The 26,548-nt window shown below is 60.5% G+C and carries 27 protein-coding genes and 2 pseudogenes; 15 read left to right on the top strand and 14 right to left on the bottom strand.

Annotation, left to right across the window (positions count from 1 at the left end):
• Window positions 1-35 precede the first annotated feature (35 nt).
• Both FSO04_RS22245 and FSO04_RS22250 read right to left on the bottom strand, forming a co-directional pair.
• Window positions 36-755, bottom strand: coding sequence for a FadR/GntR family transcriptional regulator (locus FSO04_RS22245; protein ID WP_168435786.1), 720 nt, complete (start codon window positions 753-755; stop codon window positions 36-38).
• Window positions 756-971: 216 nt separating this feature from the next.
• On the bottom strand, window positions 972-1,967 hold the full coding sequence (locus tag FSO04_RS22250; RefSeq protein WP_154562515.1) for an ABC transporter substrate-binding protein: 996 nt from the start codon (window positions 1,965-1,967) through the stop codon (window positions 972-974).
• Between the two features lie 345 nt (window positions 1,968-2,312).
• Here FSO04_RS22250 and FSO04_RS22255 point away from each other — a divergent pair, with 345 nt between their 5' ends.
• The 4 genes from FSO04_RS22255 (at window position 2,313) to FSO04_RS22270 (ending at window position 6,197) form a co-directional block, all read left to right on the top strand.
• A complete protein-coding gene (locus FSO04_RS22255) occupies window positions 2,313-3,671 on the top strand; it encodes an MFS transporter (RefSeq protein WP_154562518.1) in 1,359 nt (452 codons plus the stop codon).
• A 9-nt stretch (window positions 3,672-3,680) separates the two neighbouring features.
• The gene (locus FSO04_RS22260; RefSeq protein WP_199203054.1) at window positions 3,681-4,334 is read left to right on the top strand and encodes an RraA family protein; all 654 of its coding nucleotides are present in this window, start codon (window positions 3,681-3,683) and stop codon (window positions 4,332-4,334) included.
• A 137-nt stretch (window positions 4,335-4,471) separates the two neighbouring features.
• Complete coding sequence (locus FSO04_RS22265; protein ID WP_154562561.1) at window positions 4,472-5,248, top strand: class II aldolase/adducin family protein; 777 nt, start codon at window positions 4,472-4,474, stop codon at window positions 5,246-5,248.
• A 22-nt stretch (window positions 5,249-5,270) separates the two neighbouring features.
• Complete coding sequence (locus tag FSO04_RS22270; protein WP_166618230.1) at window positions 5,271-6,197, top strand: 2-hydroxyacid dehydrogenase; 927 nt, start codon at window positions 5,271-5,273, stop codon at window positions 6,195-6,197.
• On the opposite strand, the gene FSO04_RS22275 is transcribed toward FSO04_RS22270, so the two are convergent.
• On the bottom strand, window positions 6,194-7,159 hold the full coding sequence (locus tag FSO04_RS22275; RefSeq protein WP_233464944.1) for a LysR family transcriptional regulator: 966 nt from the start codon (window positions 7,157-7,159) through the stop codon (window positions 6,194-6,196). The two genes, FSO04_RS22270 and FSO04_RS22275, sit on opposite strands and share 4 nt — an antisense overlap.
• 141 nt (window positions 7,160-7,300) lie before the next feature.
• Here FSO04_RS22275 and FSO04_RS22280 point away from each other — a divergent pair, with 141 nt between their 5' ends.
• From FSO04_RS22280 to FSO04_RS22295, 4 genes are all read left to right on the top strand, one after another.
• The gene (locus FSO04_RS22280) at window positions 7,301-8,533 is read left to right on the top strand and encodes a Zn-dependent hydrolase (RefSeq protein WP_154562522.1); all 1,233 of its coding nucleotides are present in this window, start codon (window positions 7,301-7,303) and stop codon (window positions 8,531-8,533) included.
• Window positions 8,530-9,432 (top strand): HpcH/HpaI aldolase/citrate lyase family protein, encoded by a 903-nt coding sequence (locus FSO04_RS22285; protein ID WP_154562525.1) that lies wholly within the window; start codon window positions 8,530-8,532, stop codon window positions 9,430-9,432. The genes FSO04_RS22280 and FSO04_RS22285 overlap by 4 nt, the downstream gene beginning before the upstream one ends.
• A 122-nt stretch (window positions 9,433-9,554) precedes the next feature.
• A complete protein-coding gene (locus FSO04_RS22290; RefSeq protein ID WP_154562527.1) occupies window positions 9,555-10,865 on the top strand; it encodes an MFS transporter in 1,311 nt (436 codons plus the stop codon).
• 190 nt (window positions 10,866-11,055) lie between these two features.
• Window positions 11,056-11,349, top strand: a complete 294-nt coding sequence (locus FSO04_RS22295; protein WP_154562529.1) for a DUF1330 domain-containing protein — start codon at window positions 11,056-11,058, stop codon at window positions 11,347-11,349.
• Between the two features lie 165 nt (window positions 11,350-11,514).
• Here FSO04_RS22295 and FSO04_RS22300 read toward each other — a convergent pair whose 3' ends face one another.
• The 4 genes and pseudogenes from FSO04_RS22300 to FSO04_RS22315 all read right to left on the bottom strand — a co-directional run bounded on the left by FSO04_RS22300 (window position 11,515) and on the right by FSO04_RS22315 (window position 13,422).
• Window positions 11,515-11,988, bottom strand: a complete 474-nt coding sequence (locus FSO04_RS22300; RefSeq protein ID WP_154562532.1) for a hypothetical protein — start codon at window positions 11,986-11,988, stop codon at window positions 11,515-11,517.
• Window positions 11,989-12,025: 37 nt separating this feature from the next.
• Window positions 12,026-12,373 (bottom strand): annotated as a pseudogene (locus tag FSO04_RS22305) (S16 family serine protease); the annotation flags it as partial.
• The gene (locus tag FSO04_RS22310; protein ID WP_233464945.1) at window positions 12,330-12,764 is read right to left on the bottom strand and encodes an Hsp20/alpha crystallin family protein; all 435 of its coding nucleotides are present in this window, start codon (window positions 12,762-12,764) and stop codon (window positions 12,330-12,332) included. The gene FSO04_RS22310 and the pseudogene FSO04_RS22305, both read right to left, overlap by 44 nt.
• 394 nt (window positions 12,765-13,158) lie before the next feature.
• The gene (locus FSO04_RS22315) at window positions 13,159-13,422 is read right to left on the bottom strand and encodes a DUF1488 family protein (protein ID WP_166618231.1); all 264 of its coding nucleotides are present in this window, start codon (window positions 13,420-13,422) and stop codon (window positions 13,159-13,161) included.
• Between the two features lie 241 nt (window positions 13,423-13,663).
• Between FSO04_RS22315 and FSO04_RS22320 the strand changes: the two genes are divergently transcribed.
• Entirely contained in the window at window positions 13,664-13,813 is a 150-nt protein-coding gene (locus tag FSO04_RS22320) for a hypothetical protein (protein ID WP_154562537.1), read from the top strand.
• The gene (locus tag FSO04_RS22325; RefSeq protein ID WP_154562539.1) at window positions 13,810-14,307 is read left to right on the top strand and encodes a hypothetical protein; all 498 of its coding nucleotides are present in this window, start codon (window positions 13,810-13,812) and stop codon (window positions 14,305-14,307) included. The genes FSO04_RS22320 and FSO04_RS22325 overlap by 4 nt, the downstream gene beginning before the upstream one ends.
• A gap of 19 nt (window positions 14,308-14,326) precedes the next feature.
• Here FSO04_RS22325 and FSO04_RS22330 read toward each other — a convergent pair whose 3' ends face one another.
• Together FSO04_RS22330 and FSO04_RS22335 are read right to left on the bottom strand one after the other, a co-directional pair.
• Window positions 14,327-14,548, bottom strand: a complete 222-nt coding sequence (locus FSO04_RS22330) for a hypothetical protein (protein ID WP_154562541.1) — start codon at window positions 14,546-14,548, stop codon at window positions 14,327-14,329.
• A 133-nt stretch (window positions 14,549-14,681) separates the two neighbouring features.
• On the bottom strand, window positions 14,682-15,344 hold the full coding sequence (locus FSO04_RS22335; protein ID WP_154562543.1) for a DUF3313 domain-containing protein: 663 nt from the start codon (window positions 15,342-15,344) through the stop codon (window positions 14,682-14,684).
• 295 nt (window positions 15,345-15,639) lie between these two features.
• Between FSO04_RS22335 and FSO04_RS22340 the strand changes: the two genes are divergently transcribed.
• From FSO04_RS22340 to FSO04_RS22355, 4 genes are all read left to right on the top strand, one after another.
• Window positions 15,640-16,236, top strand: a complete 597-nt coding sequence (locus FSO04_RS22340) for a TetR/AcrR family transcriptional regulator (RefSeq protein ID WP_154562545.1) — start codon at window positions 15,640-15,642, stop codon at window positions 16,234-16,236.
• Between the two features lie 451 nt (window positions 16,237-16,687).
• Window positions 16,688-17,965, top strand: coding sequence for a paraquat-inducible protein A (locus FSO04_RS22345; protein ID WP_154562547.1), 1,278 nt, complete (start codon window positions 16,688-16,690; stop codon window positions 17,963-17,965).
• Window position 17,966: 1 nt separating this feature from the next.
• Complete coding sequence (locus tag FSO04_RS22350) at window positions 17,967-19,586, top strand: PqiB family protein (RefSeq protein ID WP_408383665.1); 1,620 nt, start codon at window positions 17,967-17,969, stop codon at window positions 19,584-19,586.
• A gap of 26 nt (window positions 19,587-19,612) precedes the next feature.
• Window positions 19,613-20,170 carry a PqiC family protein gene (locus tag FSO04_RS22355; protein ID WP_154562569.1) on the top strand — a complete coding sequence of 186 codons (558 nt, stop codon included), beginning with the start codon at window positions 19,613-19,615 and terminating at the stop codon, window positions 20,168-20,170.
• 220 nt (window positions 20,171-20,390) lie between these two features.
• Here FSO04_RS22355 and FSO04_RS22360 read toward each other — a convergent pair whose 3' ends face one another.
• Window positions 20,391-21,494, bottom strand: coding sequence for an alkene reductase (locus tag FSO04_RS22360; protein ID WP_154562549.1), 1,104 nt, complete (start codon window positions 21,492-21,494; stop codon window positions 20,391-20,393).
• Window positions 21,495-21,926: 432 nt separating this feature from the next.
• Here FSO04_RS22360 and FSO04_RS22365 point away from each other — a divergent pair, with 432 nt between their 5' ends.
• Window positions 21,927-22,859, top strand: a complete 933-nt coding sequence (locus FSO04_RS22365; RefSeq protein WP_168435787.1) for a LysR family transcriptional regulator — start codon at window positions 21,927-21,929, stop codon at window positions 22,857-22,859.
• Here the strand turns inward: FSO04_RS22365 and FSO04_RS22370 are convergent.
• From FSO04_RS22370 to FSO04_RS22385, 4 genes and pseudogenes are all read right to left on the bottom strand, one after another.
• Complete coding sequence (locus FSO04_RS22370; protein ID WP_154562551.1) at window positions 22,808-23,530, bottom strand: SDR family oxidoreductase; 723 nt, start codon at window positions 23,528-23,530, stop codon at window positions 22,808-22,810. The genes FSO04_RS22365 and FSO04_RS22370 overlap by 52 nt on opposite strands.
• Before the next feature lie 90 nt (window positions 23,531-23,620).
• The gene (locus FSO04_RS22375; RefSeq protein WP_154562573.1) at window positions 23,621-24,295 is read right to left on the bottom strand and encodes a peroxiredoxin-like family protein; all 675 of its coding nucleotides are present in this window, start codon (window positions 24,293-24,295) and stop codon (window positions 23,621-23,623) included.
• Window positions 24,296-24,525: 230 nt separating this feature from the next.
• Window positions 24,526-26,067, bottom strand: coding sequence for a methyl-accepting chemotaxis protein (locus FSO04_RS22380; RefSeq protein ID WP_154562553.1), 1,542 nt, complete (start codon window positions 26,065-26,067; stop codon window positions 24,526-24,528).
• Between the two features lie 284 nt (window positions 26,068-26,351).
• A pseudogene (locus tag FSO04_RS22385) lies at window positions 26,352-26,548 on the bottom strand (porin); the annotation flags it as partial.

The raw sequence follows: 26,548 nt of genomic DNA on the forward strand, positions 1-26,548 counted from the left end.
GACGAGGGTCGCGATGAAATGGGTTACGACGATTGCTACGCGGGTTGATCGTTGGCGGTTCGGTCCAGCGCGGCGCGGTCCTCGAAGTCCTGCTCGGCGCGCCTGATGAGCGTGAGTACGGCCTCTTCCGCCGCGACGGGATCCCCCTTCTCGATCGCGACGCACAGTGCCTCGTGCATCGGCAGCGAACGGGCCGGACCGCCGGCGATTTCAGAGCTGAGTTCGAAACTGGTGCGCAGGATCGCCGACAGCGCGTTCTGCATCTGCTGGACGAACTGGTTGTGGCAGGCGGTAAGGATGGCGCCGTGAAACGCGAGGTCGGCGGGAACGTACTCGCCGTGGCCGGCGACCGCGCGTTCCATTGCCTTGAAAGCCCGCCGGACCGCGATGCGGTCTTCATCAGTTGCGCGTTTCGCGGCAAGCCTCGCCGCGTTCGGCTCGATGATCAGGCGCAGTTCCATCAGATCTTCGATGAGGCCGGGCTCGACGGCGCTTGCACGCGCACGCCACATGATCACGTCCGGGTCGAACAACTGCCATTGCGCACGCGGCAGCACGACCGTGCCGTAGCGGCGGCGCACCTGCAGCATGCCCTTGGCGGAGAGCGACTTCATCGTCTCGCGGATGGTGATGCGGCTCACCTGCATCTGCTCGGCAAGCACCGGCTCGGCGGGAAGAATGTCGCCGGGCATGAATTTGCCTGAACAAATCTGTTCACCCATCTGATTCAGGACCTGCCTGTGCAAAGTCGCCACGATTTGCCCTCTATGTCATACGTATGATGTAGAAAGATAGGCGCGACGAGGCCGCATGGCAATTCGGGTTCACCCGCAGTGCGGGTGGGAAGGGGTAGCCGGTATGGAGGGCGTTGCTGCGATGGAAGGGATTGCCGGAGCGCACGGCGCCGGGCAAACGCGCTGCGGCTCCGCTGGGCACGGAGCAACGCGCCGCAAAGCGCACTACCGGTTGCGTCAAACCTTTGCGATATGCGTCTCGGCGATCGCGCGGACGTCGATACGGCGCGGCAGGATAGCGTCGCGATCCGCGCTATCAGCAACCTTCTGGAGCGCGGCGATATCCGCCTCGGTCACGAAGTGCTGTTTCAATGCCGCGCGCTGCGTGATCTGCTTCGCGGCGTCGAGTGGCGAGCGCGTCAAGGTCGAGTAGATCTGCGCGTAGGCATCGGGATTCGCAAGCGCCCAATCACCCGCGCGTTGCAGCCGAAGCAGAACGTCTGCGATAGCCGCGCGTTTGCGCGTATCCGCCAGCGCGGCGCCCGATGCAGTGATGAAGCCGAGGCCACTATTGATCCCAGAACCGTCCCGCAAAATACGCGCGCCACGTTGGACCGCGATACCGTAGTACGGATCGAATGTCGCCCACACGTCGATTGAACCGGACGCGAACGCCGCAAACGCATCGACCGGCAGGATGAAACGAACCTTGACGTCGTCCTTCGAGAGTCCTGCTTCGGCGAGCGCACCGTACAACTGGAATTGCGAAATGCTGCCGCGCGCCGACGACACGAATACGGTGCGCCCCTTCAGATCCGCCACCGTGCGAATCGGTGAATTGGGCGCAACCAGAATACCGAGTTGCGCGCCCGACCCCACACGCGTCGCGACGATCTTCAAGGTCGGATCGCCGACAGCCGCTGCAAGCACAGGCAAGTCGCCCGCCGGGGCAAGATCGACGGCGCCCGCGCGTTGCGCCTCGAAGAGTGGCGCGGCACCCTGGAAGTTAGCCCAGCGAAATGCGTACGGCGTGCCGTCGAGAACCTTGGCCGCTTCGGCAAGCGCCCGTGTGCCGCCGGCCTGGTCGCCGAGCACGATCGTGGTCGATGCCAGATCGGCGGCCTGCACGTTGAGTGAATGAAATGCGCCGGTTGCGGCAAGCGCCGGAACTGCGCCGAGCAGCTTCAGCGTGCGTCGCCGCGCGGAAAAAGATGTGGAAACAGAAACGGCCATATGCCCTCGCTTGCAATATTTCTGCAAGCGTAGCGATCAGGACGCTTCGTGAGAATGATTCAATTCCGATATCGTTATCTCGATCGGGCAGCTATCTTTTTCACCCCAGCGCGAGCCCGTCACTTACGACTTCTCGAATATGCCGCGATACGCGCCGTACATCGACAGAACGATCAGCGCGCTGACCAGCGGCGAGGACCGGCCGTCCGATCATTCGCCGCACTAATACAAAGGATTAGAAAACAGACTTTTACTTATTGTTTTTGGCTTCCGATAAAGGCACCAGGCCATGCGCGCAATGGCTGCGTTCATCCACTGAAACCGCCATGCCTCAAGGAGAAACCCATGACGTCCTACCGCCCCACGGACACGCCAGCGCCACCGCCAGGAGATGGCACCCCGGTCAACATGAAAAAGATCGCGGTGGCGAGTGTGATCGGCACGACTGTCGAATGGTATGACCTGTTCGTTTTCGCCACCGCCTCGGCACTCGTCTTCAATAAGGTGTTCTTTCCCGGCTTTGTCCCGTTGGTCGGCACCTTGCTGGCGTTCGGCACGTTCGCCTCCGCCTACCTCGCGCGCATCGTCGGTGCCGCCCTGTTCGGCCATTTCGGCGACCGCCTCGGACGCAAGGCGATGCTGCTGGTCTCGCTCATCATCATGGGCATCGCGACGTTCTCGATTGGGCTGCTGCCGAACTACGCGTCGATTGGCATCTGGGCGCCCATTCTGTTGCTCACCTTGCGCGTCATTCAGGGGCTCGCGCTCGGCGGCGAATGGGGCGGCGCCGTGCTGATGGCGGTGGAACACGCGCCGGCCGGCAAGCGTGGACTGTATGGCTCGTGGGTGCAAATCGGCGTGCCTGCCGGTACCCTGATCGCCAATCTGGCGTTTCTGCTCTGCAATGCCACGCTGTCAAACGACGCACTGCTCTCCTGGGGTTGGCGCATTCCGTTCCTTGCGAGCGCATTGCTCGTGGGTGTCGGGCTTTATATCCGCCTGAACACATCGGAAACGCCGTCGTTTCGCAAAGTCAAGGAGGCCGACGCGCAGGTCAAGTTGCCGATCGCCGAGGTTCTCACCCGATACTGGAAGCAGGTTCTGCTCGGCGGCATCGCGACGATGTCGACGGGCACCTCGTTCAACCTGATCGTCGCTTTCGGGCTAACCTATGGGACGCAGACGCTGGGCTTCTCACGTAACGCGATGCTTTCCATCGCGCTGATTGCCTGCGCACTCTGCATCGTGTTGTTGCCGGCCTTCGGCAAGTTATCCGACGTCGTGGGCCGCAAGCCGGTAATCATCGGCGGCATCGTCGCCGAGGCCTTGCTCGCTTTTCCGCTTTTCTGGCTGCTGGATACGCGCGAGTTTCCGTTCGCGCTGCTCGGCTATCTGCTGATGATGACCGCCTTCGCCGCGAACTATGGACCCATCGCCACCTTCCTCGCGGAGCTGTTCGGCACCGAGGTTCGCTACTCCGGTCTGTCGGTGAGCTATATGTTGTCCGGGCTGCTCGGCAGTGCGGCCACGCCCATTGTCACCACCGCGCTGTTGTCCGCTACAGGCCGCGGTTCGTCGGTGGCGTGGTACATGATGGGCTCGGCTGCTGTTTCGGTACTCGCGCTCGTGCTGCTCGCGGAGACGCTTCGCCGTGATATCTCGTCTGCGGCGCGCACCAATGCCGCCACGGCGAGCCTTTCGTGAAGGTCTGATATGAAAACGGAAAATGCCGCTCTGATGCAAGCCTCACCCGACTCATCCTTACTGCACAGTCTCGAATCCGTCAGCTTCCCGACGCTAGGGCACTTCATGGAAGACGGCTTCGCGGACCATCGCCTTCGCGCGATGGTCCCCAATGTGAAGGTGATCGGGCGCGCGGTGACGCTCAAGCTACAGTCGCCCGACGCCATCCCCGTGAACCGCGCCCTCTCGCAACTCAAACCCGGCGACGTGCTGGTGATCGACATGAGCGGTAACCATACGCATGCGCCGGTCGGAGCGGTCACGGCATGTGCCGCGCTCAACGCCGGCGCGAGGGGTGTTATCGTCGACGGCGTGGTGACCGATCTCATCGAACTACGCAGCACGGGGCTGCCGGTGTTCGCGCGCGGAACATCGTTGCTCACGACCAAAAAGCGCGACACGATGTCGAGCCTGTTCAACGAGCCGGTGGTGTGCGGTGGGGTCGTGGTGCGCCCAGGCGACATCGTGCTGGCCGACGACAACGGTGTACAGTTCGCTGAAGCACTGGCCCTTACCGACGTGATCGATCTGGCGCTGGCTTCCGACCACGCGGAGCCCGCGATACTGGCTCGCCTTAACGCCAAAGCACCGCTTCACGAGGTCCTGCAATGCTTCATGTCGTAAAGTATTCACGCGGCTAATGATCAGCATTAGAACAATCAAGTTGACGGACACTGACGCGCTAACGAACACTACGTGCACTACAGCAAGTGAGAACCTGGGAGTCTTCTGAAATGCAATCCACGCCCACATCCGACCGCATGAGCGACAAACCGGCACCGATCGGTGCCGAACAGCAGGTACGGGAGGAACTGGCGGCGCTCTACCGGCTGGCCGCTCACTTCCGCATGACCGACATGATCGATACGCACATCACGGCGCGCCTGCCCAGTTTGCCGGGCGAGCCGCCGGCATTTCTGATCAACCGCTACGGCGTGCTGTTTCACGAAATGCGCGCGTCGGACCTCGTGAAGATCGATCATCTCGGCAACGTCGTCGACGAGCGGGCGCACAGCGACCCCGCGTTGTTTCGTGTGAACGCCGCAGGGTTCACGATTCATTCGGCCATCCACGCGGCTCGCGACGATCTGCATTTCGTGATCCATACGCATACAGCCGCCGGAACAGCCGTATCGGCGCAGGAGCAGGGGCTGCTGCCGATCAGTCAGCATGCGTTGAAGTTCTACGGCAAGCTCGCTTACCACGACTACGAGGGCATCGCGCTCGAACTCGGCGAGCGCGAGCGTCTGGTGCGCGACCTCGGTTCCTGCAAGGCGATGATCCTGCGCAATCATGGCTTGCTTGCGGCAGGCGCGACGGCAGCCGAAGCGTTCCACGAGATCTATTTCCTCGAGCGGGCCTGTCAGGCGCAAATCCAGGCGCTGGCCGGCGGCAGCGCGCTGCGCATCCCGCCGCGAGAAGTGTGCGAGCTGACAGCGAGCCAGTTCGCTCGCGACGACTCCGCGGGAATTTCGGAGCTGGCGTGGCGCGCGGCGTTACGGTTGATCGACGACCCGCAATCCGACTACCGCAACTAGGCCCGTTCTCCGGTTCGATGCAATGACCAAATTAGTTCTGATGAGCCGTGACTTCGACATGTCACACCTGGTGCAGCCGATTCTGCGCGCCGCCCCTGAGTTCGATGTCGTGATGCATGGCGAGCGGTCCAGCGGCGACGCTGACATCGCCGTGTGCTGGAACCCACCGGCCGGCGCGCTGGCGGCGCTGCCGAAACTGCGGCTCGTGCATAGCATCGCTGCGGGCGTCGACAACATCCTGTCCGACCCTGCCCTGCCTGCCGTGCCGCTGTGCCGGGTCGTCGATCCGCAACACGCACGCGGCATGAGCGAATTCGTCACGTGGGGGGCGCTACACTTCCATCGCCAGCTCGACCGTGTGCTTGCCAATCAGCGTCTTAACCGCTGGTTCCGCGACGATCAGCGCGATGCTTCCGAATGCGCCGTCGGCATCATGGGACTGGGAGAAATCGGCAGCCGCGTCGCGACGGATTTGCAGCGCTTCGGCTTCGCGGTGCGCGGCTGGGCGCGCAAGCCCCGCGAACTGCCAGGCGTGACGACCTTCGCCGGTCCCGAGCAATTCAAGCCATTCCTTCAGGGGACGGACATCCTCGTGTGTCTCTTGCCGCTCACGCACGAAACCCGCTGGATTCTCAATGCGAACATGTTCGAGCACTTACGGCCTGGCGCGAAGCTGATTCACGTCGGTCGCGGCGAACATCTGGTGCCTGCGGACCTGATCGCGGCGCTCAAGAACGGGCAGATCGGCGGTGCGATCGTCGACGTGTTTCCAACCGAACCGCTACCGCCCGAAGATCATTTGTGGCGCGCACCCAATCTGATCGTGACGCCGCACATGGCGTCGGTGGCAAGCTCGGAAACGATCGCCACGCAGGTGGCGCACAACGCGCGCAGGCTGATCCGCGGTGAACCGCTGCAGAACGTGGTGGACGTGACGCGCGGCTACTAAGCGTGAGGCTCGAGGCCAGCACCTTCCGCCTGACCATCGATGAACACATTCAGCGCATCGATAAACGCGGCTTCAGCGGCGCTCAGCTTGCGGTCCTGTGACCACAGCATGTAGATATCGAGGTCGGCCACGCCTTCATCCGGCGGCAGCCGCTGAAGGCGGCCTTGAGCGATGTCATCGCGCACAACGTGTTCAGGCAGGCAGCCAATGCCGAAGCCCGCGAAGATGAAACGCCTCACCTCGGTCATGCTCGACGATGAGCCGACCACGCGTCCGGTGAAACCCATTTCGTCACGAAAGAACGTGAGCGGCGACAGGTGGTCGCCCACTTTGTCGCCGGTGAAAGAGACGAACTTTTCGCCGGCGAGATCGGCGACCCGAAGGTCGTTGCGCCCAAAGAGCGGATGATGACGTCCGCAGAAAAGTGCATACCGTTGACGTAGAAACACGCGGCTGTCGACCCGCTTGGGTAACGCGCGCCGCGGCGTCAATCCGAGTGTTGCGGACTTTTGCTGGAGACTGTTCACCACATCAGCGCTGCGCATTTCCTGGCTTTCGAGTTCGATACGCGGATACGTGCGATGGAACTCCGCCAGAAACGTGTCGTAGGCCGGGAAATCGATGCCGCTGACGGTACTCACGCGCACCATGCCGGAGATATCGTGTTCGCGATCCACCTCGGCAAGCGACAGCCGCGAGATCGTGCCGTACACGTCTTCAGCAATCTGCTTCACTTCGATGCCGGCCTGCGTGACTTCGATACGCGGACCGTGACGATCCACGAGGCGCAGACCCAACTGCTCCTCCAACCGGCGCAACGCCTGGCTCACGGCGGGCTGTGTCAAGTGCAGCTTCGTCGCCGCGCGACTCACGCTGCCTTCTTTCGCAATGGCGAGAAAAGTCCGCAGCAGGTTCCAGTCGAGGCGGTCGTTGAGATAGGTGTCCGGGCGGTCTTTGCTCACGATGAGCCTCACTGGTTTCATCATCCGCCAAAATTATACTTAGGATTAGAATTAGAAATTAGACTTATCATTTTTGATTACGGATAAAGGCATCACGACGAACCCGACGCGGTCAGTACGCCGCGGCTTCAGGAGTGTGTGATGCTAAAGATCAATGGTGAGCGGCTCTGGACGAGCCTGATGAACATGGCCGCCGTCGGCGCCACGGCAGGCGGCGGTGTGCGGCGCCTCGCACTGACCGAACAGGACGCGGCCGGCCGGGCGCTTTTCTCGCAGTGGTGCGTCGAGGCGGGGTTGACGTTGTCGGTCGACCAGGTCGGCAATCTTTTCGCGCGGCGCGCCGGCAAACGGAACGACGCCGCGCCAGTAGCAAGTGGAAGCCACCTCGACACCCAACCCGAGGGCGGCCGCTTCGACGGGGTCTATGGCGTGCTCGCCGCGCTCGAAGTCGTTCGCACGCTGAACGATGCGAACATTCAAACCGATAAGCCCATCGAAATCGTCGTGTGGACCAACGAGGAAGGCGCGCGCTTCACGCCGGCCATGCTCGGTTCAGCGGCCTTCACAGGCGTCATGCCGCTCGCCCAGGCATTGAACACGCGCGACGCAGCAGGGACATCGGTCGAGCAGGCATTGCAAGCAACCGGTTATGCCGGCACGCGTGCCGTGCCCGGCATCGTCTTCGACGCCTACTTCGAAGCGCATATCGAACAGGGTCCGGTGCTCGAGGAAAGTGGCGTGCCGATCGGCGTCGTCACCGGCGGCCAGGCGATTCGCTGGCTCGATGTGCGCGTGCGTGGGCAGGCCGCGCACGCAGGCACGACACCGATGCAGTACCGCCGCGATGCGCTATTTGCGAGCGCGGAAATGGCCGCGGAACTGGAGAGCATCGCGGCAGACTTCTTCCCGCAGGGTCTCGCCACCATCGGCGAGCTGCACATACGCAACGCATCGCGCAATACGATCGCGGCGGACCTGTCGTTCACGGTGGACCTGCGCCACCCCGACGATGCGATGATCGAAAAAATGGAAGCCGCGCTGCGCGAGCGCTTCGATGTCATCGCCAGGCGCCGCCGCCTCGCAGTCGAAGTGGGGCAGCATTGGGTCAGCCCGGCTACGCCGTTCGACCCTCAATGCATTGCGGCTGTCGGCAACGCGGTAGAGGCGCTGGACTATCCGCGTCAACGCATCGTCAGCGGTGCCGGACATGACGCGATCCATCTCGCGAAACATTGTCCGACCGCGATGATTTTCATCCCCTGCGTCGACGGCCTGAGCCATAACGAAGCCGAAGACGCGTTGCCGGCAGACGTCACGCGCGGCACGGATGTGCTGCTTCACGCGATGCTGGCGCGCGCGGGGCAGGCCGTATGAACACGCATCAAACGCCGCGTCCGCCAGGCATCCGGCGCACATGGCTCTTCGTACCCGGCAACCATGCCGAGGCCCACGCGGTCGCGCTGCAAAGCGGTGCGGATGCAATCGTCGCCGACCTCGAAGAAATGACTTCACCGCAAGACCGGCCACAGGCACGCGAACGCATTGTCACGCTATTGCGCGACGCGGCTCGCGCCGGCACGTTCGGCTCGGTACGGATCAACAAACTGGAACACGACGGCAATGCCGATCTCGAAGGCGTCATGCCCGGCACCCCACGGGCGATTTTTCTGCCGCACGCGGAGAGCGCGGCTCAACTCGCCGCGCTCGACGATGCGCTGGCCGTCATCGAGCGCAAGCTGGGCATTCCGGAGGGCTCGACGGAGGTGGTTCCAGTTATCGAATCCGCAAAGGGTCTGGTCCATCTGGGAGCGCTACTTCAGGTGGGTGCACGGATAAAGTGCTGCATGCTGGCGGTCGAAGACCTGGCGGCGAATCTCGGCGCTCGCCGCACGCCGGGCGGTCACGAACTGCTTTACGCACGCAGCCGCTTTCTGATCGAGTGCGTTGCCGCCGGCTGCGTGCCGATCGATCTTCCTTGTACGTATCGGTCGGCGCAGATGCTTGGGCAGGACCTGGACATCTCCACGCAACTCGGATTCGCATCGAAAAGCGTCGTGTTTCCCGAACACGTGCCCGCGATTCACCGCGCGCTGACGCCATCCGCGGAGGACGTGCAGGCAGCGCGTGCGCTTGTCGACGCACACGCAGTACAGCAGGCGAATCCATCCCCTATCGGATCGGTATGGATCGACTATCCGGAGCGCAACAACGCGCAACGCTTGATCGCGCGTGACGCGCTGCTCCGTGCCTTTGACGAAAGCGGCAACGCATAAGCCGGGCTAGCATTAGCCGCCTCGATACTGAAGATTAAAAATCCGAATTTGGCGGGCGTATTTCGGCGACCCATAAAGACAGCAGCCAAACCAACGCTGCGCGTTCAACAACAGGATTCCCCATGTCCCCTTCTGAACAGACTCATCAGCCCGTGCGCGCCGCCACCGCGGCTTTTATCGGCACGGCCGTCGAGTTTTACGACTACTACACCTATGCGACGGCCGCCGCGCTCGTGCTCGGCGAGGTGTTCTTCCCGAGCAGCAATCACTTTCTCAGTACGATGGCTTCGTTCGGCACGTTCTTTGTCGGCTTCATTGCGCGTCCATTGAGCGGCGCGGTGTTCGGGCATCTCGGCGACAAGCTGGGCCGCAAGAAGATGCTGCTGCTGACCATGTTCCTGATGGGGATCGCCACCACCGGCATTGGCTTGCTGCCCGGCTACGCCAGCATCGGCATCTGGGCACCGGTCTCGCTCGTGCTGTTGCGAATTCTCCAGGGTATTGCCGTGGGCGGCGAATGGGGCGGCGCGGTATTGATGGCGAGCGAGCACGCGCCAACCGGCCGCAAGACGTTCTTCGCGTCCTTTCCGCAGATGGGCAGCCCGGCCGGGTTGATTCTTTCGCTCGTGTCGTTCAGGCTCGTCACGTCTCTCGATCACGCAAGCTTCGTAGCCTGGGGTTGGCGCCTGCCGTTTCTGGCCAGCTTCGTGCTGCTGTTGATCGGCATGGCGATTCGTCTCGGCGTTAAGGAATCGCCCGAGTTCGAGCAGCTTCGCAAGAATCGCGAGGTGCTGAAGTCGCCCGTCAAGGAAGTGCTGCGCACCGCGTGGTATCCGATCGTCATGGCGGCGATGGCCACAACGATCGGCTCCGCCGGGTTCTTCTTCACCAATACGTTCATGATTTCGTATGTCACCGGTTATCTCGGCATGTCGAAATCGTTCATTCTCGATTGCCTGTTTATCGTCACCCTCATCCAGTTGGCGTCTCAGCCGGTTTCGGCGCTGCTGGCTCAACGGGTTGGAGAGACTCGCTTTCTGACCTGCGCCGCCCTGCTATCCATGCTTACGCCCTACCCGATGTTCCTGCTCGTCCAGACACAAAATCCGGTCGCGATCGTGGCGGGTATCTCGCTCGCGGTGGTGGTGCTGTCCGCTGTCTATGCGGTCATCGCCGGTTTCATGACGCCGGCATTTCCCACGCAGGTCCGGTACTCCGGCATTTCGATCGCTTATCAACTGTGCGCGACGATCGCCGGTGGGACGACACCTTTGATCGGTACGATGCTCGCGCAGAACTACAAGGGCGAGTGGCTGCCGCTGGCGATTTTCTTCAGCGTGCTTTCGGCGGTGTCGCTGGTTGGAATCGTGGGGCTCGGGCGTTATCGCAAGGGGATACGCGCGGAGGGATCTGCCGCGATGCTTGCTAACTAAGGCGGGCCGACAGGGAGCGATCGGGGAAAGTCATGTCGATTGGCAATTGCTGCGGTGGGCATGGACGCAAACCGGCCGAACGCACGCGCGCTCGTGAACCGCACGCGGGGATGCTCGAAGTGACATAATTCCCGCGTCGTTGCTTTGCAACGCGACCACTACTTTCACGCCGCAAAACCAGGAGATTCACATGAGCAAGGGATATTGGGTGACCGCATACCGCGCGACGAAGGACCCGTCGAAACTGGCTGCGTATGCGCAACTGGCAGCGCCCGCAGTGGCAGCCGCTAACGGCAAATTCATCGTGCGCGGCGTCGCCGAAGAAGCACACGAGCAAGGTTTGAAGGAGCGGACCGTCGTGATCGAGTTTCCGACCTACGAGCAGGCCGTTGCCGCCTACGAGAGCGACGCCTACAAGAAAGCGCTTGAAGCGCTGGGCGACGGTGTCGAGCGCGATCTGCGCATCGTTCGCGGCGTCGAGTAACGATGCGTGCGCTCAGCCGGCCGCGGCGGCCTGCACGAGCGCGCCGATACCGTCGATAGCATTCATCGACTCTGCAGGTGCGCCGTGCCGCGCCTGCAGGTAGCTCGTTGCGTTATACGAGAGCCACACCCGGGTGTTGACGGTCCTGCCGCGGGTTGCCTGGAATCACGCTGGCCGGCTGGGGTCGCCGGAAACGTTCGGTTGTTCGGCCGTCGATGTTCCCTTTGCCATAACCGCGCGATGGATCGCTTCAGTCAGCGAATTGTTGATCTCGATGAGCCGGTGCATCTCATCCTGGATATTTAGAAGCGCCTCAGCGTCCTTGTAGGTCTGTAGCGCCTGCTTGTCTGAGGCTGCGGCCGCCACCTTCTGGCCCACCATGATGACTGACAGCAGCACCAACTGCAAAAAAGTCTGAGCGATCCAGGCGATCAGCGTCGACACTCCACCCTGAATGGCAGATGGCAAGCTGATAAGCGCGATCACCGCAAAGACATAGGCACACCACATCGTGCCAACCGCGTTGGTGATGACAAGGGCGATTCGCCCGTTCAGGCCCAAATGCTCCTGCACGGTCAGGTGCGGTCCGGTTTTTTCGCGTTCCTTGAGTCGCTGATTGGGAAGATGTTCGGTTTTCATTACTGGGTCCCCATTGGAGAGTGAGTAATCCGCGGCACTACGAGCGCTTCACTGCCCTGGTCTCGATTAACTCGCGCAGTGCGTCATCCACCGTCTCCTGCAGCACAAAGCGCAACTGGCTTCGTGCGTCGGCCGGGATGTCCTCGAGGTCCGACGCATTGCGCGCAGGCAGCAGCACGGTCCCAATGCCGGCGCGCAAGGCGGCAAGCACCTTTTCCTTGATGCCGCCCACTGGCAGGACAATGCCGCGCAGGCTGATCTCGCCAGTCACAGCACAATCGCTGCGCACGGCTTGCCCCATCAACAGCGATGCGATCGCAATGAACAGGGCCACCCCGGCACTAGGGCCGTCCTTTGGGACCGCGCCGGCCGGCACGTGGACATTCGAAGTCCAGCAACAGGCAACCGTGTTCGGAGTCGCGCCCGGCCAGGCGGTAGCGCCCGGCCGGAAGACGGATATGTCGCTCGAAGCGGCCATAGGGAATTTCCATGTAATGGACCGCTCCCCCGGCGAAGGCCCGAGGCAACGTCCTCTCGGCCACGACGACCAGCGTCCCGCCTTCGAGGTCCAGGCTGACCTGATCGGGAGCCACGCCGGGCAACGCCACCACGATCGCCAGCCGGCCGTCATGCTCGAACACCTCGATCGGCGGCTCCCATACCGGCACCAGCGCATGCTGACCAGCTAACCGGAAGAACTGGCGATGCAATCGCTCGGCGCGCTCAAGCGCGTCGACGGCGGCTTCCCACATCATGGTATGGCGGGTGGATGTCACGGCTGGCTCCCTGCCTGTTCTGTCAGCCCAACACTGGCTGTCCATTCATCAAAGGCCAACGGTGCACGCGTGTCAAGCAAGCGAGGGTGAATGCACCGCTCCAACTAGTCCGGTCAGCGGGTCCAGAAGTCGTATTGGACCAGTTGATTATAGTCAGCCTGGTCACGCTCGATGGAGGTCGAAATGTCGATGTACTGATCAATACGGCCGATAGTTACTATCGCCTTTTGCGCTGTTGATGTGAGCCATTGATCATGCGGAGAACGTAAAGTGGCGAGCCTTCTGCTGTGCTGCCACATCCGACGTGCTGCCTGGAGCGCCAACCCGTGGATTTGCGTTTCGAGTACAAAAGGGGGGACCGATGTCAGCCCCCTGATGAGGTTTGTAATCTACGTTAAGGAACGAAGAGTTCAATGCCAAGTGGTAGCGGATCTCCCTTCGAACCGCTTCGAATTGCAAGTGCAGCCTTCTCGCTGATCAACTCGCGGTGCCGTTCGAACTCCTGCAACAAGTCGCTTTTGTGGGCACCTGCTTGCGACAACTCCTTAAGCACTTCCCTGCTCACAATGCAGAAGTGATGGACGCTGTCGACTCTGATGCCGAACTTAACAGCCTCACCGTCATTTGCGACACTAATGCCTTCGATGTTATCAGCCATCATCGCCTCCGTTGGCAGCTAGCTGTGCAAGAAGCCTAGCACGAAATATCTAACCGTCACGGACTCTTCCGTCAACGCGCGCTGGCATCAACGGCAACGCGGATGAGCGGGATATGCCTAGTCGAAAATCAGGAAATCCTTACATCAAGCCGTATCGCGATGTCGCCGTATACCCGGTAAGGCGCCGCCAGTTCCTTGAGCGCGACACCATTTCCGCTGCAAGCGTCCCGAAGGAAACAAAGTGAATCAATTCGCGTACAGCATCCGGCTCAAGATCATTGTCGTCCTCGGTGCCTGCATCACACTGACGGCCGCGATGGGTGTGATGGCGATCCTCGGGCTCGCAACCATGTCGATCCACGAACTCCTACCGATGGACACTTACCGGTGAATCCGCAGACGTTTGTCCTACAGGCGCGGCTTTACGATCGCGTCACGGCGCTTAAAGCGCGCATGACTGAAGCGCATGATCGAGCGAAGGGGCTGATCGAGCGCGCCCAGGGTTGTCTCGCCGTGCTGGATCATCTGCGACAAAGCACCGCCGCCCTGGCAAACATTTCCCCGGGCGGTGATATCAGTCTTTTTATCGAGGAGCTGCGTCGCTCAGAAAGCGGCTGGCACGATCAGTTGCAAATGTTGAGGGCGCTGCTGACTGAACTCACGGATCAGACTCATAGCGCCTGCGGCGAGATCGAGTCGCTCGCCGTGCTTGCGCTTGGCGCGCAAACTGCCCCCGAGACGATTGCCGACGCAGAGCGCGCTGTCGAAGCGAGTGAAGCCCACTTTCAGGAGGTAAGCGCGCAACTGGAAGCGACGCAGTTGTGGTTCGAACAGTTCGACACGCAGATCAATACGATCATGGCCAGTTTGCGAAAATCGCGCTAGGTTCGGGCAAGAAGGGGGGCTATCGTGCCGCCGTTTGAACACCCGGATAAAAGCCCACAACCAGCACGATGTATGCGAGTGCCGCGAAAATACCGGCGAGGGTGCCGAGCCAGTCCCTGGCGGCTGCGCCGCGCGTGAAATGGACCGGAATCCCCACCAGCAGGTACGCGACCGAGAAAACGATCGCAACCATCAAGGGCGGGGGTGCGAACGAAACGACGACTTCGGCAAAGGGCCGCATTCGCACACCTCATGGAAGTCCGAAACAGCCGCGCTATCGCAGCGGCGAGTTCCGGTGCCCGATCACTCGGGGCTATCGCGCGCTGAGAATATCCGCCGAACCGCGCGCGATGCCCGGGTAGCAGACAGACCGGTTAATGAAGCTGTTCCACGAGGGCATCAGCGCCCTTGTCGAGGCCGGTCTTCGCGGCACTCAAGGAACCAAAGGCTGCCGGCAGATTCATGGCATTCGGATACTGCTTCGAAACGTATGCCTTCAGCAGACGGCCGCTGGGACCGTCAAAGACCTCGACTGAGTAAGTAACCGAGCCGCTGAATGCACCCTGCCCGCCGCGGATTGCCTGTACGCCGTTATAGAGATTGCCCGCAAGGTCGAAATGCATGACCTGTCCGACAAGTAACGTCGTCTTTTCGGCGCCGGTGAGTGTCAGCTTGATCCGCAGCGTATTCGGGCCGGCCTGGTTCGCAACGCTGAACCGTTTCGCGAGTTTTTCGGAGAACGTCTTCCCCATGTAATCGGCGAGCGCCGCCTTGTCGGCTTCCTTCAGGTCGCCGAACTGGTTGTCGCTCCCTTGGTACACGGTGACCGGGTCCAGTATCACCTGCGTGTATTGAGGCCAGGCAACTGAAGTGGCGTACTTGTAGGGAACCTTGCCTGAGTCGTCATCGCGGTTCTGCTTCAACTGCGACGACGATGCGATACCCGTGTAGGCCACCGGTTGCACGCCGGCACACGCCGTCAGGGTTAGCACCGCTACTCCGGTGAAAAGAAGCGGGACTAGTTTGTTCTTGAACATTTAGGTTTCCTCGAAAGCCCAGTTAAGTGCCAGGTGGCGCTCAGTTCAGGCGAGAACTGATCAGGCCGCCACAGTAGCATCGACACAATAAGATGTAAACCGTCCAGACGGTCTGTACATTAAAAAACCGAGCGCGTACAATTACGCTTTGTCAGGAGACCGCCTGCTCCGTGGGCGGTACGCAGGGCCATTCGCCAGCAGTGTGTTGCAGCCGGCTATTTGTCCACACACAGAAGAGAGGCGCGCCAGCGATCAGGTGCGCGCTGCAATCGTCGCAACGTCATCAATATCGATAATGGATAACCAGACCCGCTCGGAGATTTCCCGCAAAAAGGCGATTGCTGCCGCTTTCACCATCCTCACCCGAGATGGTGTTGGAGGGCTTACGTTCGATTCGCTGTCGCGTGAGAGTGGTATCAGCAAGGGTGGACTGCTTCATCAGTTCCGCACGAAGCACGGCGTGCTGTGCGCGCTGTTGGAACAGCATCAGATTCAGTTCGAGCAAATCGGACGCGAATATATGGCGAAGGAAGGCGCATCGAAGGCTGAACCAACGCTTGCAGCCCAGATTGCAATGTATCGGGAATCCTCGAATCAACCGCATTCCGTGGCACGGGCCATTCTTGCAGCGCTCGTCGAGAGTCCTGAATTACTCGAAAGCATCAAGGCGTCTGACACGGCAAAAATGAAGGCGTTGCAGGACGAGGCGCCTGACCTCGAATTGTCATTGTTGCGATACTTTGCGGCCAGCGGTCTCGCATTTCATTCCTTGATGGGACTGTCGCAATTGAGCAATTCGGCACGGAACAGACTATTCGATCGTCTTCTTGACGAAGAGAGCTGGCCGGCGCAGATTCCACAACCCAAGCCTCGTAAGCGGTCAGCCCGCTAACCGCCGCTGGCGCGCAGGGAACGCGTGATCGGCGAGCGTTGACTGATTAGCCACGCTGCGCCGAACGCGCCGTTCAATACAGCGTGACCGCGTACCAATCACCTCTCGGTTAGGTGATCGGTGGCGTTTTCACACGCCCCAGGTCGTGGATCGCCTCGACCCGTTGCGTCGCGAGCACAACACTTCGAACGCGTGCGCATTGCCCTGGTTGCAGTGACACTGCCCGCATAATACAAACCGTCTATCCGGTTTACATGTAGTATTTGCAGTGCTAAGCTGAGCCCTCACCTGAATCGTCAGCTCTGGGACCTCCCAGAAAGACACGTGTGAAGGCAACGGCCAATCGGGCCCAGCCCCGTCGAGTTAGCCGATGTCTACTCCCTTACGACCCTCACCCCGAAAGTCAGCTTGGGGCGTTTCTGGATCGTGTTTCCACGAGCGGATGCAGAAGATGAATAGAGACAACTTGTTCGCATGTCACGAATGTGACTTCCTTCAGCGAGAAACGCCGCTAGTTGAGCGCGGTGCTGCGCGATGTCAACGATGTGGTGCTGCGCTCTACCGATACCGAAACGTGCCGACGTCGCACGAGTGGGCACTGGCGTTCACCTTGGCCGCGGCGATTCTCTTCGCTGTTGCCAACCGCTTTCCGATCTTTGAACTCTGGGTCAATGGGGCATCTGTCGAAACCACCCTTTTCGGCGCCACTTCCGCGCTTTACGCAGATGGCATGTGGCCGATCGCAGGCCTTGTGTTCGTGACAACACTCCTGATGCCTTCATTGAACATCGCAGCGGTGATCTATCTTCTCCTGCCGTTGCATACGGGCGGATTTCCTCACAAACCTGAAATCGTTCTTCGCGTGCTGCGGCACGTTGCGCCATGGGGAATGATCGAGGTGTTGATGGTCGGCATGCTGATCGCGCTCGTCAAACTCCAGCACATCGCGACAGTCGTACCCGGGGTGGGTGCGTGGGCGTTCGGAGCCGTGATGATTCTGCTTGCCGCGGCGACTGTTGCGTTTAACCCCCGTGAACTATGGGCCCGAATCGACACGATGCGAGGCGACGCCGACATGTCACACGCGCAGAATGCAAGCATCACGGCAGCAACCGCCGCGCGCGCAGGTCTGTTCGCCTGTCACGATTGCGGCCTGCTCTCAAAGCCGCTGTTCCCCCATGTCCACGCCGGAATCTGCCCACGTTGTGGCGCGGTGCTGCACTCGCGCAAGCCCAATAGTCTGGGTCGCACGTGGGCATTCCTGTTCGCCGCGATGATCCTTTACATCCCCGCCATTCTCCTGCCGGTCATGGTCACCAGTACCTTATTTGGCGCCCGCTCCGACACGATCCTGAGCGGCATCGTGTTGCTCTGGACCTCCGGATCGTGGTTGCTGGCAATAATCGTTTTCATCGCAAGCATCGTGGTGCCCGTGCTCAAGATTCTTTCGTTAGCCTATCTCGCGTGGAGTACCCAGTTGCGCTCTCCGCGAATTCCTCACCAACGCACGCGTATTTATCGATTGATTGAGTTTGTCGGTCGCTGGTCGATGCTCGATATCTACGTGATCACCATCCTTGTCGCGTTCGTGCAATTCGGTTCAATCGCAACAATCGACGCGGGTTCCGGATCGATTGCCTTCGGCGCGGTGGTTGTACTGACCATGTTCGCGGCGTTGTCGTTCGACCCGCGGCTCATCTGGGACGCAGTGGAGTCAGAACGTGAATGAATTGTCCGGACAGAAAGAGGATCAGGATACGTCCGGTTTTCCGAGCGCCGTTGCTGTCAAACATTCGAAGTGGCGCATGCAGCTCGTGTGGCTGGTGCCCATTGTCGCCGTGCTGATCGCCGGTTGGCTGGCCGTGAAGTCCGTCATGCAAACAGGCCCGACCATCACGATCAGGTTTTCCACCGGCGAGGGTATTGAGGCCGGCAAGACGAAGATCAAGTTCAAGAACGTCGATATTGGCGTAATCAGGAACGTTGAACTCTCCGACGATCACAAGACAGTGCTTGCAAGCGCCGAAATGTCCCGCAACGCGTCCAGCATGCTCGTCGACGATACCCGCTTCTGGGTCGTTCGGCCGCGTATATCGGGCGGCACGGTATCGGGCATCGGTACGTTGTTGTCCGGTTCACACGTCGGAATGGATATCGGTACATCGCAAAAGGCGCGACGCGATTTCGTCGGACTCGAGTCACCGCCAGTACTCGCTTCCGGTGCGCCGGGGCGGGAGTTCGTGCTTAAAAGTGAAAACCTCGGCTCACTCGATATCGGTTCGCCGGTGTTTTTCAGAAGGCTTCAGGTTGGCCAGATCGTCTCCTACGCGCTCGATCCCGAAGGCGCGGGGATGATCGTACACATCTTTGTCAACGCGCCTTACGACAAGTACGTGACGAACGACACCCGCTTCTGGCACGCAAGCGGCGTCGATGTGACCGTGGATACGACCGGCGTGAAGGTGGACACCGAATCTTTGGTATCGATCCTGATTGGTGGCCTTGCATTCGAGAGTCCACCCGACACAAAGACTGGGGTTGAAGCCGATGCCCTGCACCAGTACCCGCTTTTCCTCAATCGAACAGAAGCGATGAAGCGGCATGACTCAATCACCGATAAGTACGTGTTGAACTTCAAGGAGTCTGTGCGTGGGCTCACCGTGGGAGCACCCATCGACTTCCGCGGGATCGTCATCGGCGAGGTATCGGCGATCAACACACACTTCGATCCGGCTACGCGGGAATTCAGCATTCCGGTCGAAGTCAACATTTTCCCGGAGCGCCTCATTCCACGCGACGAATGGAAAGACCAAGGTGGTCAAATATCCTCGGCTCGAAAGGAATTCGCGGACTACCTGATCTCAAAGGGGCTGCGGGCACAACTGAGGACAGCGAGCCTGCTGACCGGACAACTGTACATCGCAATCGATTTCTTCCCCTCCGCGCCGAAAGTGACCATGGACTGGAGTAAAAAGACGCCGCAACTGCCTACGGTGCCCGGCAATCTGCAGGGGCTTCAGGAATCGATTACCGATCTCGTCGCGAAGCTGAACCGTATTCCGTTTGAAGGAATAGCCACAGACTTGCGCAAGACACTGGGTGACGCGGACACGCTGTTGAATACGATCAATACGGATATTGCACCTGACGCAAAAACGACGATGGCCGCAGCCCGTGAAGCACTCGCGTCCGTGAATCGCACGATGCAAAGCGATTCGCCACTTCAGCAAAGCACCGCCGACACCATGCGCGAGGTCTCGCGGGCTGCCGCCTCGATCCGTTCGCTTGCGGAATACCTCGAACGTCATCCCGAAGCGCTGATCCGCGGCAAAACCGAGGACAAGCCATGAGCCGACGTTCAGCATTACCTGTGTCGATGATTGCGCTTGTTCTTGCCACTGGATGCGCAACGTCGCCGACGCCGGCGTTCTACACATTGAGCCCTGTCCAGCATATTGAACAGTCGCCAGGCGCTAGTCCAATTGCAATCGCAATAGATCTGGTTACGGTTCCCGAACTGGTCGATCGTTCGCAAATAGTCACGAAGCTCGACGCGAACCGCGTCCGTATCGACGAGTTTGCGCGCTGGGCCGATCCATTGAAGAGTCAGATTCCCCGCGTACTCGCTGCGGATCTGGCGGAGATCATTCCAGGGGCGATCGTATCGACTTTTCCTCAGCGCGCGAATGACAACGCCTACCGCGTAACGGTTGACGTGCAGAACTTCGATTCATCGGCGGACGGTACGGTGATGCTGGCCGTTATCTGGTCGGTGCGTCCTCCAAACGGAGGAAAGCAGATTGCAGGACGTTCTTTCGTCCATGAGACCGCTGTCGGGTCAGGTTACGACGGCTTGGTCAAAGCGCACAGCCGAGCTCTGTTGTCCGTGGCGAAGGATATCGCTGCGGCGACGCAATCGGCTTTGCGGTTATGAAAGCGCCAGGTGCGCGCTTTCGCGTCAGGAGAATACGCTCGCTAGTTCTTTATGAAGATCACAAGGTAGATTGGAACCCGTCGCCCTGCCATGCCGAAGTGGATAGCGCAGCGACCGGCACTACGTTAGCACCGGTCGCTGCGTCGTTCAGGCCGTACTTGCGTGAAGGGAGTCAAATACCGGAATCCGCCCTTCCTGGTCTGGATGGTGAGATGCAGAATTACGCCGCCTGCGTTTCAGCATGGAACGGATAGTCGGTGTAACCGCGTGCGTCACCGCCATAAAAAGTACTACGGTCGTACCGGTTGAGTGGCAGATTCAACCGCAGGCGCTCCGGCAAATCGGGGTTGGCGATGAAGTGGCGGCCAAACGCTACGATGTCCGCGTGGCCCGCTTCGATGATCGCGTCCGCAGTCTCTTTCGTGAAACCGCCTGCAGCGATTAGCGTGCCGGTGAACTTCGGGCGCAGATGGCGCGCCGCGACCGGATCGTGAACTTCGCCGATCGTCTCCGTGCCCTTGATGCGCGGCTCGACCACGTGGAGATAGCCGATGCCACGCTTGTCCAACTGCTCCGTCACGTAACCGAAGGTGGTTTCCGGATCGCTGTCATACATCGAGCCATAGGTGCCGCTCGGTGCAATGCGCACGCCAACCCGATCCGCTCCCCACACCGAAATCAGTGCATCCGTCACTTCGAGGAAGAAGCGGGCGCGATTTTCAATCGCTCCACCGTACTCGTCGGTGCGAGCATTTGAACCGTCCTGGAGAAACTGGTCCGGCAGGTAGCCGTTTGCGCCGTGCAGCTCCACACCGTCGAAGCCCGCGCGCAGTGCCCGCTCGGCACCCCTGCGGAAGTCCTCGATAATGGCGGGGATTTCGTGCAATTCAAGTGCACGGGGCATCGAGAATTCGACTTCGCCGTTCACCGAATACGCATGGCCTTCAGCTCTCAGCGCCGACGGAGCGACGGGCGCCGCACCACCGGGCTGAAGATCGGGGTGAGACTGACGGCCAACATGCCACAACTGCAGGAAGATGCGAGCGCCTTTGGCGTGCACGGCATCCGTGATCCGGCGCCACCCTGCAATCTGATCGTCGGAGTAGATTCCCGGGGCCATTGCATAGCCGTAGCCTTGTACGGAAACGGGGGTTGCCTCAGTGACGATGAGACCACCTTCGGTTGCGCGCTGCGTGTAGTACTCAACCATCAGATCGCCCGGCACGTCGCCGGGCTCCGAACGCATGCGTGTCAATGGCGCCATCGCGACGCGATGGGAAAGCGTGTAGGGGCCCACTTTGACGGCTGAAAACAGCTTGCTCATGGAGTTACTCCTTGCGGATCAGTTAGCACCGGCTTGCGGTACGAGTGCGGTAACACGTTCGATGACTCTTGCAGCTGCGGCGGCGAGCCACAACGACGATTTGCTGTCAGACGAGCTCCTGATAGCGGTTCGCCAGACACAGAGACATCGTCGTTGAATTGAACGGATCAGGGTAGGCAGCGCGACTGCATAACACTCATTCCCTTGGGGCATATCGGGCGAACTTCGTCTCTATCGGCGAACAGCTTACGGCGCAAGGGAAAGCGCTGAGGATAAGAACGCGTTACCGTATGCCTGTGCGGCATGAGTGTTATGCCGACGCTACGGAAAACAACGTGGCGCGGTGGTGTATCTTCCGGCAAGCAGGTTTCGTCGCGCGTGTTTGACGGTGCGACGCTCGAGCCCCAGACATCCGTTCCAGGAGGGACGACCGTGGACCGACTGACAGCGATGGAAACGTTTGTGTGTGTGGTGGAGTCCGGTTCTTTTTCGGCGGCAGCGCGGTTGCTGAACGTTGGGCAGCCCGCCGTTTCCAAGTCCATCGCGCAACTCGAAGAGCGGCTCGCGGTTCGACTGCTGCTTCGCTCGACGCGCGGGCTGACGCCGACCGAAGCAGGCCACGCATTTTACGAGCGCGCAAAGCGGGCGATCGAAGAGGCGGACGAGGCGGAGGTTGCGGCAAGAGGATCGGCTGGCGCCCTCTCGGGTCGTCTCAGGATTTCAGCAGCGGTGACCTTTGCGCGGATTCACATCCTTCCAAGGCTCCAGACATTTCTTGATCGACACCCTGAACTCAACATCGACATTGTGCTCGACGATGAAAACATCGATCTGCTGGAACGCGGCATCGACGTAGCAGTCAGGATGGGAGTGCTTGGCGACTCGAACATGACCGCACGCAAGGTCGGTCACGGGCGGCGTTGCGTCGTCGGCACGCCAGCCTGGTTCGCAAAAGCCGGCGAACCGCGGGTACCTGCGGATCTGCTATCGCATCAGGCGATCGTGTACGAGCAGGGCGGCGGCGGAAGCGTGTGGTCGTTCAGGCAAGGCAATTCGGAAACGTCAATTGTCGTCGCCGGGCGCGTCCGCGTGAACGCGGCGGAAGGCGTACGCGCGGCCGTGCTCGCCGACATGGGCGTCGCGATCGCTTCGGAATGGATGTTCACGCCGGAACTCGCAAGTGGTGCCGTCAAACGCGTGCTGCCCGACTGGGAATTGCCGGGTATCGACCTGTGGGCAGTTTTTCCCAGTGGGCGCATGGTCAGTGCAAAGGCACGCGCTTTCGTCGCCTGGATTGAGGAGATATTCGGCCCTCAGATTGAAGCCTTGCCAATCGAAGCGCCGCCATCGACAAACAACGTTTGACCCGTAATGAAAGCAGCGTCATCGGACAGCAGGAAAGTGATGGCTGCAGCAATCTCGTCAGGCTTGCCGAAGCGTTTCATTGGGACGGCGGCGAGATAGCGCTGCTCCCCTTCGCTTCCTGGCGCGTTGTTGGCCCTAAACAGTTCGGTTTCCGTGGGGCCGGGCGCGACGGAATTGACTGTGATGCCGGTGGTCGCCAGCTCAAGCGCCCAGGAGCGCGAAAAACTCACCAGGGCGGACTTGGCGGCGGCATAAGCCGTACGCTCCACGATGCCAAGGACAGTGAGGCTCGTTATGTTGACGATTCGCCCCCAGCCTTGGGCGCTCATGTTGGGCAGGAGTGCTTGCGCCGCCTGTACAGCCGGATGCAGATTGAGCGACATGACGGAGTCGAGCGTGTCCAGATCGATGGCGCCCAGCCTCTGCGGTTTGACCAGCCCAACGTTATTGACCAGACCGTCGAACTTGTATTCCGCCACAAGCCTATCGAGCGTAGCCTGCGTTTTCACGCGGTCGGACAGGTCGACAGGCACGAGCGTTCCTGGGAAGCCAGGGTCGTCTGCCTGGCGTGCCAGTCCCACAACCCGGTGCCCGTCTGCGTTCAGTCGCGCTGCGACGGCTCTGCCGATGCCTTTGCTGGCACCGGTTACAAGAAAAGTGCGTGATTTCATATTGCCTCGATGTTGATGTACCAGCTTGCCTGTCCAATCGTTCCCGACGGTTCACGGCCGGGAACGAAACAGGACCGAATCAGGACCGAATCAGGACGCCGAAGCGACCTTCTTGCGGAGAACCGGCAACATATCCTGGGGCTCCGGACGGTGCGTATAGTCAGGGTTGACTTCCGAGTACAGGATCGTTCCGTCTTGCCCGACCACGTAGCGCGCCGGCATCGGCAACGTCCAACTGTCATCTCCGTTGAACGCCGGCAGATCGTTCTTGAGGTTCTTGTACAGATCCACGAGATAGTCGGGCAAAGCAAAGCGGATGCCGAATGCGGCGGCCACATCATTGTGCGTGTCGCTCAGGATCGGGAAGTTCAGCTTGTTGGTGCGGACCGATTTGCGGCTGTTCACGGCATTCTGCGGGGAGATCGCAACCAGACTTGCACCTTCGGCCTTGAACGACGGCAGCGCTTCTTCCAGGGCCGTCAGTTCAAGATTGCAATACGGGCACCATACGCCGCGGTAGAAGCTGATTACGAGCGGCCCCTGCTTCAGCAGCTCGACAGACGACACGGGTTTGCCCTCCGGATCATTGAGGGTAAATTCCGGTGCTAGGTCGCCTGCTTTGAGCGCGCGTGCGGCCTGGCCGGACGCCACGAGTTCGGCCGTCGCACGTTCCATGACCGGATGGATTTCCGGCGGTGCAAAGAATGGGGCTTTACCGCCTTTGAAATCGGCCTTGAATGCATCGAGCCTGGCTTGAAGTGACATGACAATCTCCTTCCTGATGATGTTCAACGCACATTGCGTGGGAGGGATAGTCCGTCAATGCAAACCGCCGGAGAAGACAGCGCGATTGCATAACTGTCATTCCTGCTGGGCATGGGAGGCGCCGGGTAGATGCCTGCTACGGTCTCGCAGTACGTAGCAAAAATTCCGGAACTCCTTGGAAGCGTAGGCTGGCGAAAGGCAGCCGAATCGTACAATCGCGCGGAAATCCTCTATTGTCCAGCCACCCGAAATACCGCCACCACAGAACGCAGGCGCCCTGCCTGTTCGTCGAGCGACGCCGCGGCCGCGGCCGCCTGCTCCACCAGCGCAGCGTTCTGCTGCGTCACTTCATCCATCTGCGACACCGCACGGCTGACCTGCTCAATGCCTGTACTCTGCTCGTCCGACGCGGAGGAAATCTCACCCATGATGTCGGTTACCCGGCGAATCGACTGTTCGATCTCGGCCATCCGGCCACCGGCTACCTCGACCAGCCGGGTGCCGCCGCTGACATTCGCCACCGACGCCTGGATCAGGCTCTTGATATCTTTCGCGGCTGCGGCGCTGCGTTGCGCAAGGGCGCGGACCTCGCCTGCCACGACAGCAAAACCGCGCCCCTCCTCGCCTGCCCGCGCTGCCTCGACAGCGGCGTTGAGCGCAAGGATGTTGGTTTGAAAAGCAATGGCTTCGATAACCGAGGTGATCTCGGCGATCTTTTTCGACTCGCTCTCGATCTGCTTCATCGTCCCGACCACTTCCTGCACCGCGGAACCTCCGCGCGCTGTGGCCTCGGTCGCGGCATTGGCGAGCCCGTTTGCCTGTCTTGCGTTGTCCGCGTTCTGCTTAACGGTCGCCGTAATCTGCTCCATGCTGGCGGCCGTTTCCTGCAATGACGCCGCCTGCTCTTCTGTGCGTTGGGACAGATCAAGGTTGCCTTGCGCGATTTCGCCTGAACCCGTCGCGATCGAATGACTCGTCGACTGAATCTCGGACACGACGGCCGCGAGCTTTGATTTCATGTCGTTCAGCACGCATAGCAGGCTGCCCGGTAACGCCCGTCCCACTTCAACCTCGACGGCCAGATTGCCGTCCGCGATTTGCGTGGCGATATGAGCCGCGTAAGCAGGCTCCCCGCCGAGAGCCCTCTTCACGCCACGCGTTGCGGCCCATGCGATCGCGCCAACCGCGGTGAAGATGACGGCTGCAATGGAACCCAGAACGATGACGAGCTTCATGAACGCTGCGTTGATGTCGTCATAGAAAAAACCGGTGCCGATCCACCAGTCCCAATCGGGTATCGCAACCACGCCTTGCAACTTCGGCTCCGGGTCCGCATCCGGGTTGCGCTTCACGAGTACGTCGACGAGCGCAATATGCGAAGCCGCCATGCCCTCACGGTAAGCCTCGCTGTCGGTCAACCCTGTCGTGGTTTTATTGCCCTTAGCCCTGGTCCCGATGAACCGGGCATTCGGGTGGACCAGATTCACGCCATCGGCCGTGGTGACCCAGTAGTAGCTCTTCGTGTTCGCGTTGAGCTGGGAGACGACGTCTTTGGCGGCCTGTTGGGCCTGGTCGCGCGTTAGCACGCCACGCGACTGCAGGTCGCGGTAGTGATTGACAAGATGCTCGGCTTTCGTCAGAAGAATAACGATCTGCTCCCGCCGACTGTCGACAAGCGAGCTGCGTACAGTCTGAACGGCGGTTGCCGCAACGAGTACAACGCCAACCAAGGCCGCGACGACCAGAGCCAGCAACTTGGTGGACAACTTCATGTGAACGCCCCAATTTGTTAACTATCTGGTACATTTAACGGCATTCACGACAGGCTTCTTCAAGCCTCTTGACCCAGGATAAACCCTCGGCCATCTGCAGTTCTGTGACAAGGGGGATGACTTGAAACGGCTCTGTCAAGTTGACGGGAGTAGGTTGCCGTTTCCGCTCACGCGTAGTTATCCTTATTAGGTGACGTTGCCGGCAACGATAGCGACGGTCCAACCATCGCATGTCGAAAGCGAATTACGGTGGCGGAGTAACGCTACGCCGCCACCCCACGCGCTTAGAAGCGGTGAATGATACCCACGCCTGCCGCGAACTGGCTGCGTGACGAGGACGGCGCGCTGTTCTGACCGTCGCCGATATCGGCCGTTGCGTTGATGATGCTCTTGCCGTTCGTTCCGATCGTCTGGCCACCCGCACGCTGATAGGCTTCCAGCGCATACAGCCCCGTACGCTTGGAGAGGCTGTAGTACTGCG

Origin of the sequence: Paraburkholderia madseniana, from assembly GCF_009690905.1 — a bacterium.
Taxonomy (GTDB): Bacteria; Pseudomonadota; Gammaproteobacteria; order Burkholderiales; family Burkholderiaceae; genus Paraburkholderia; species Paraburkholderia madseniana.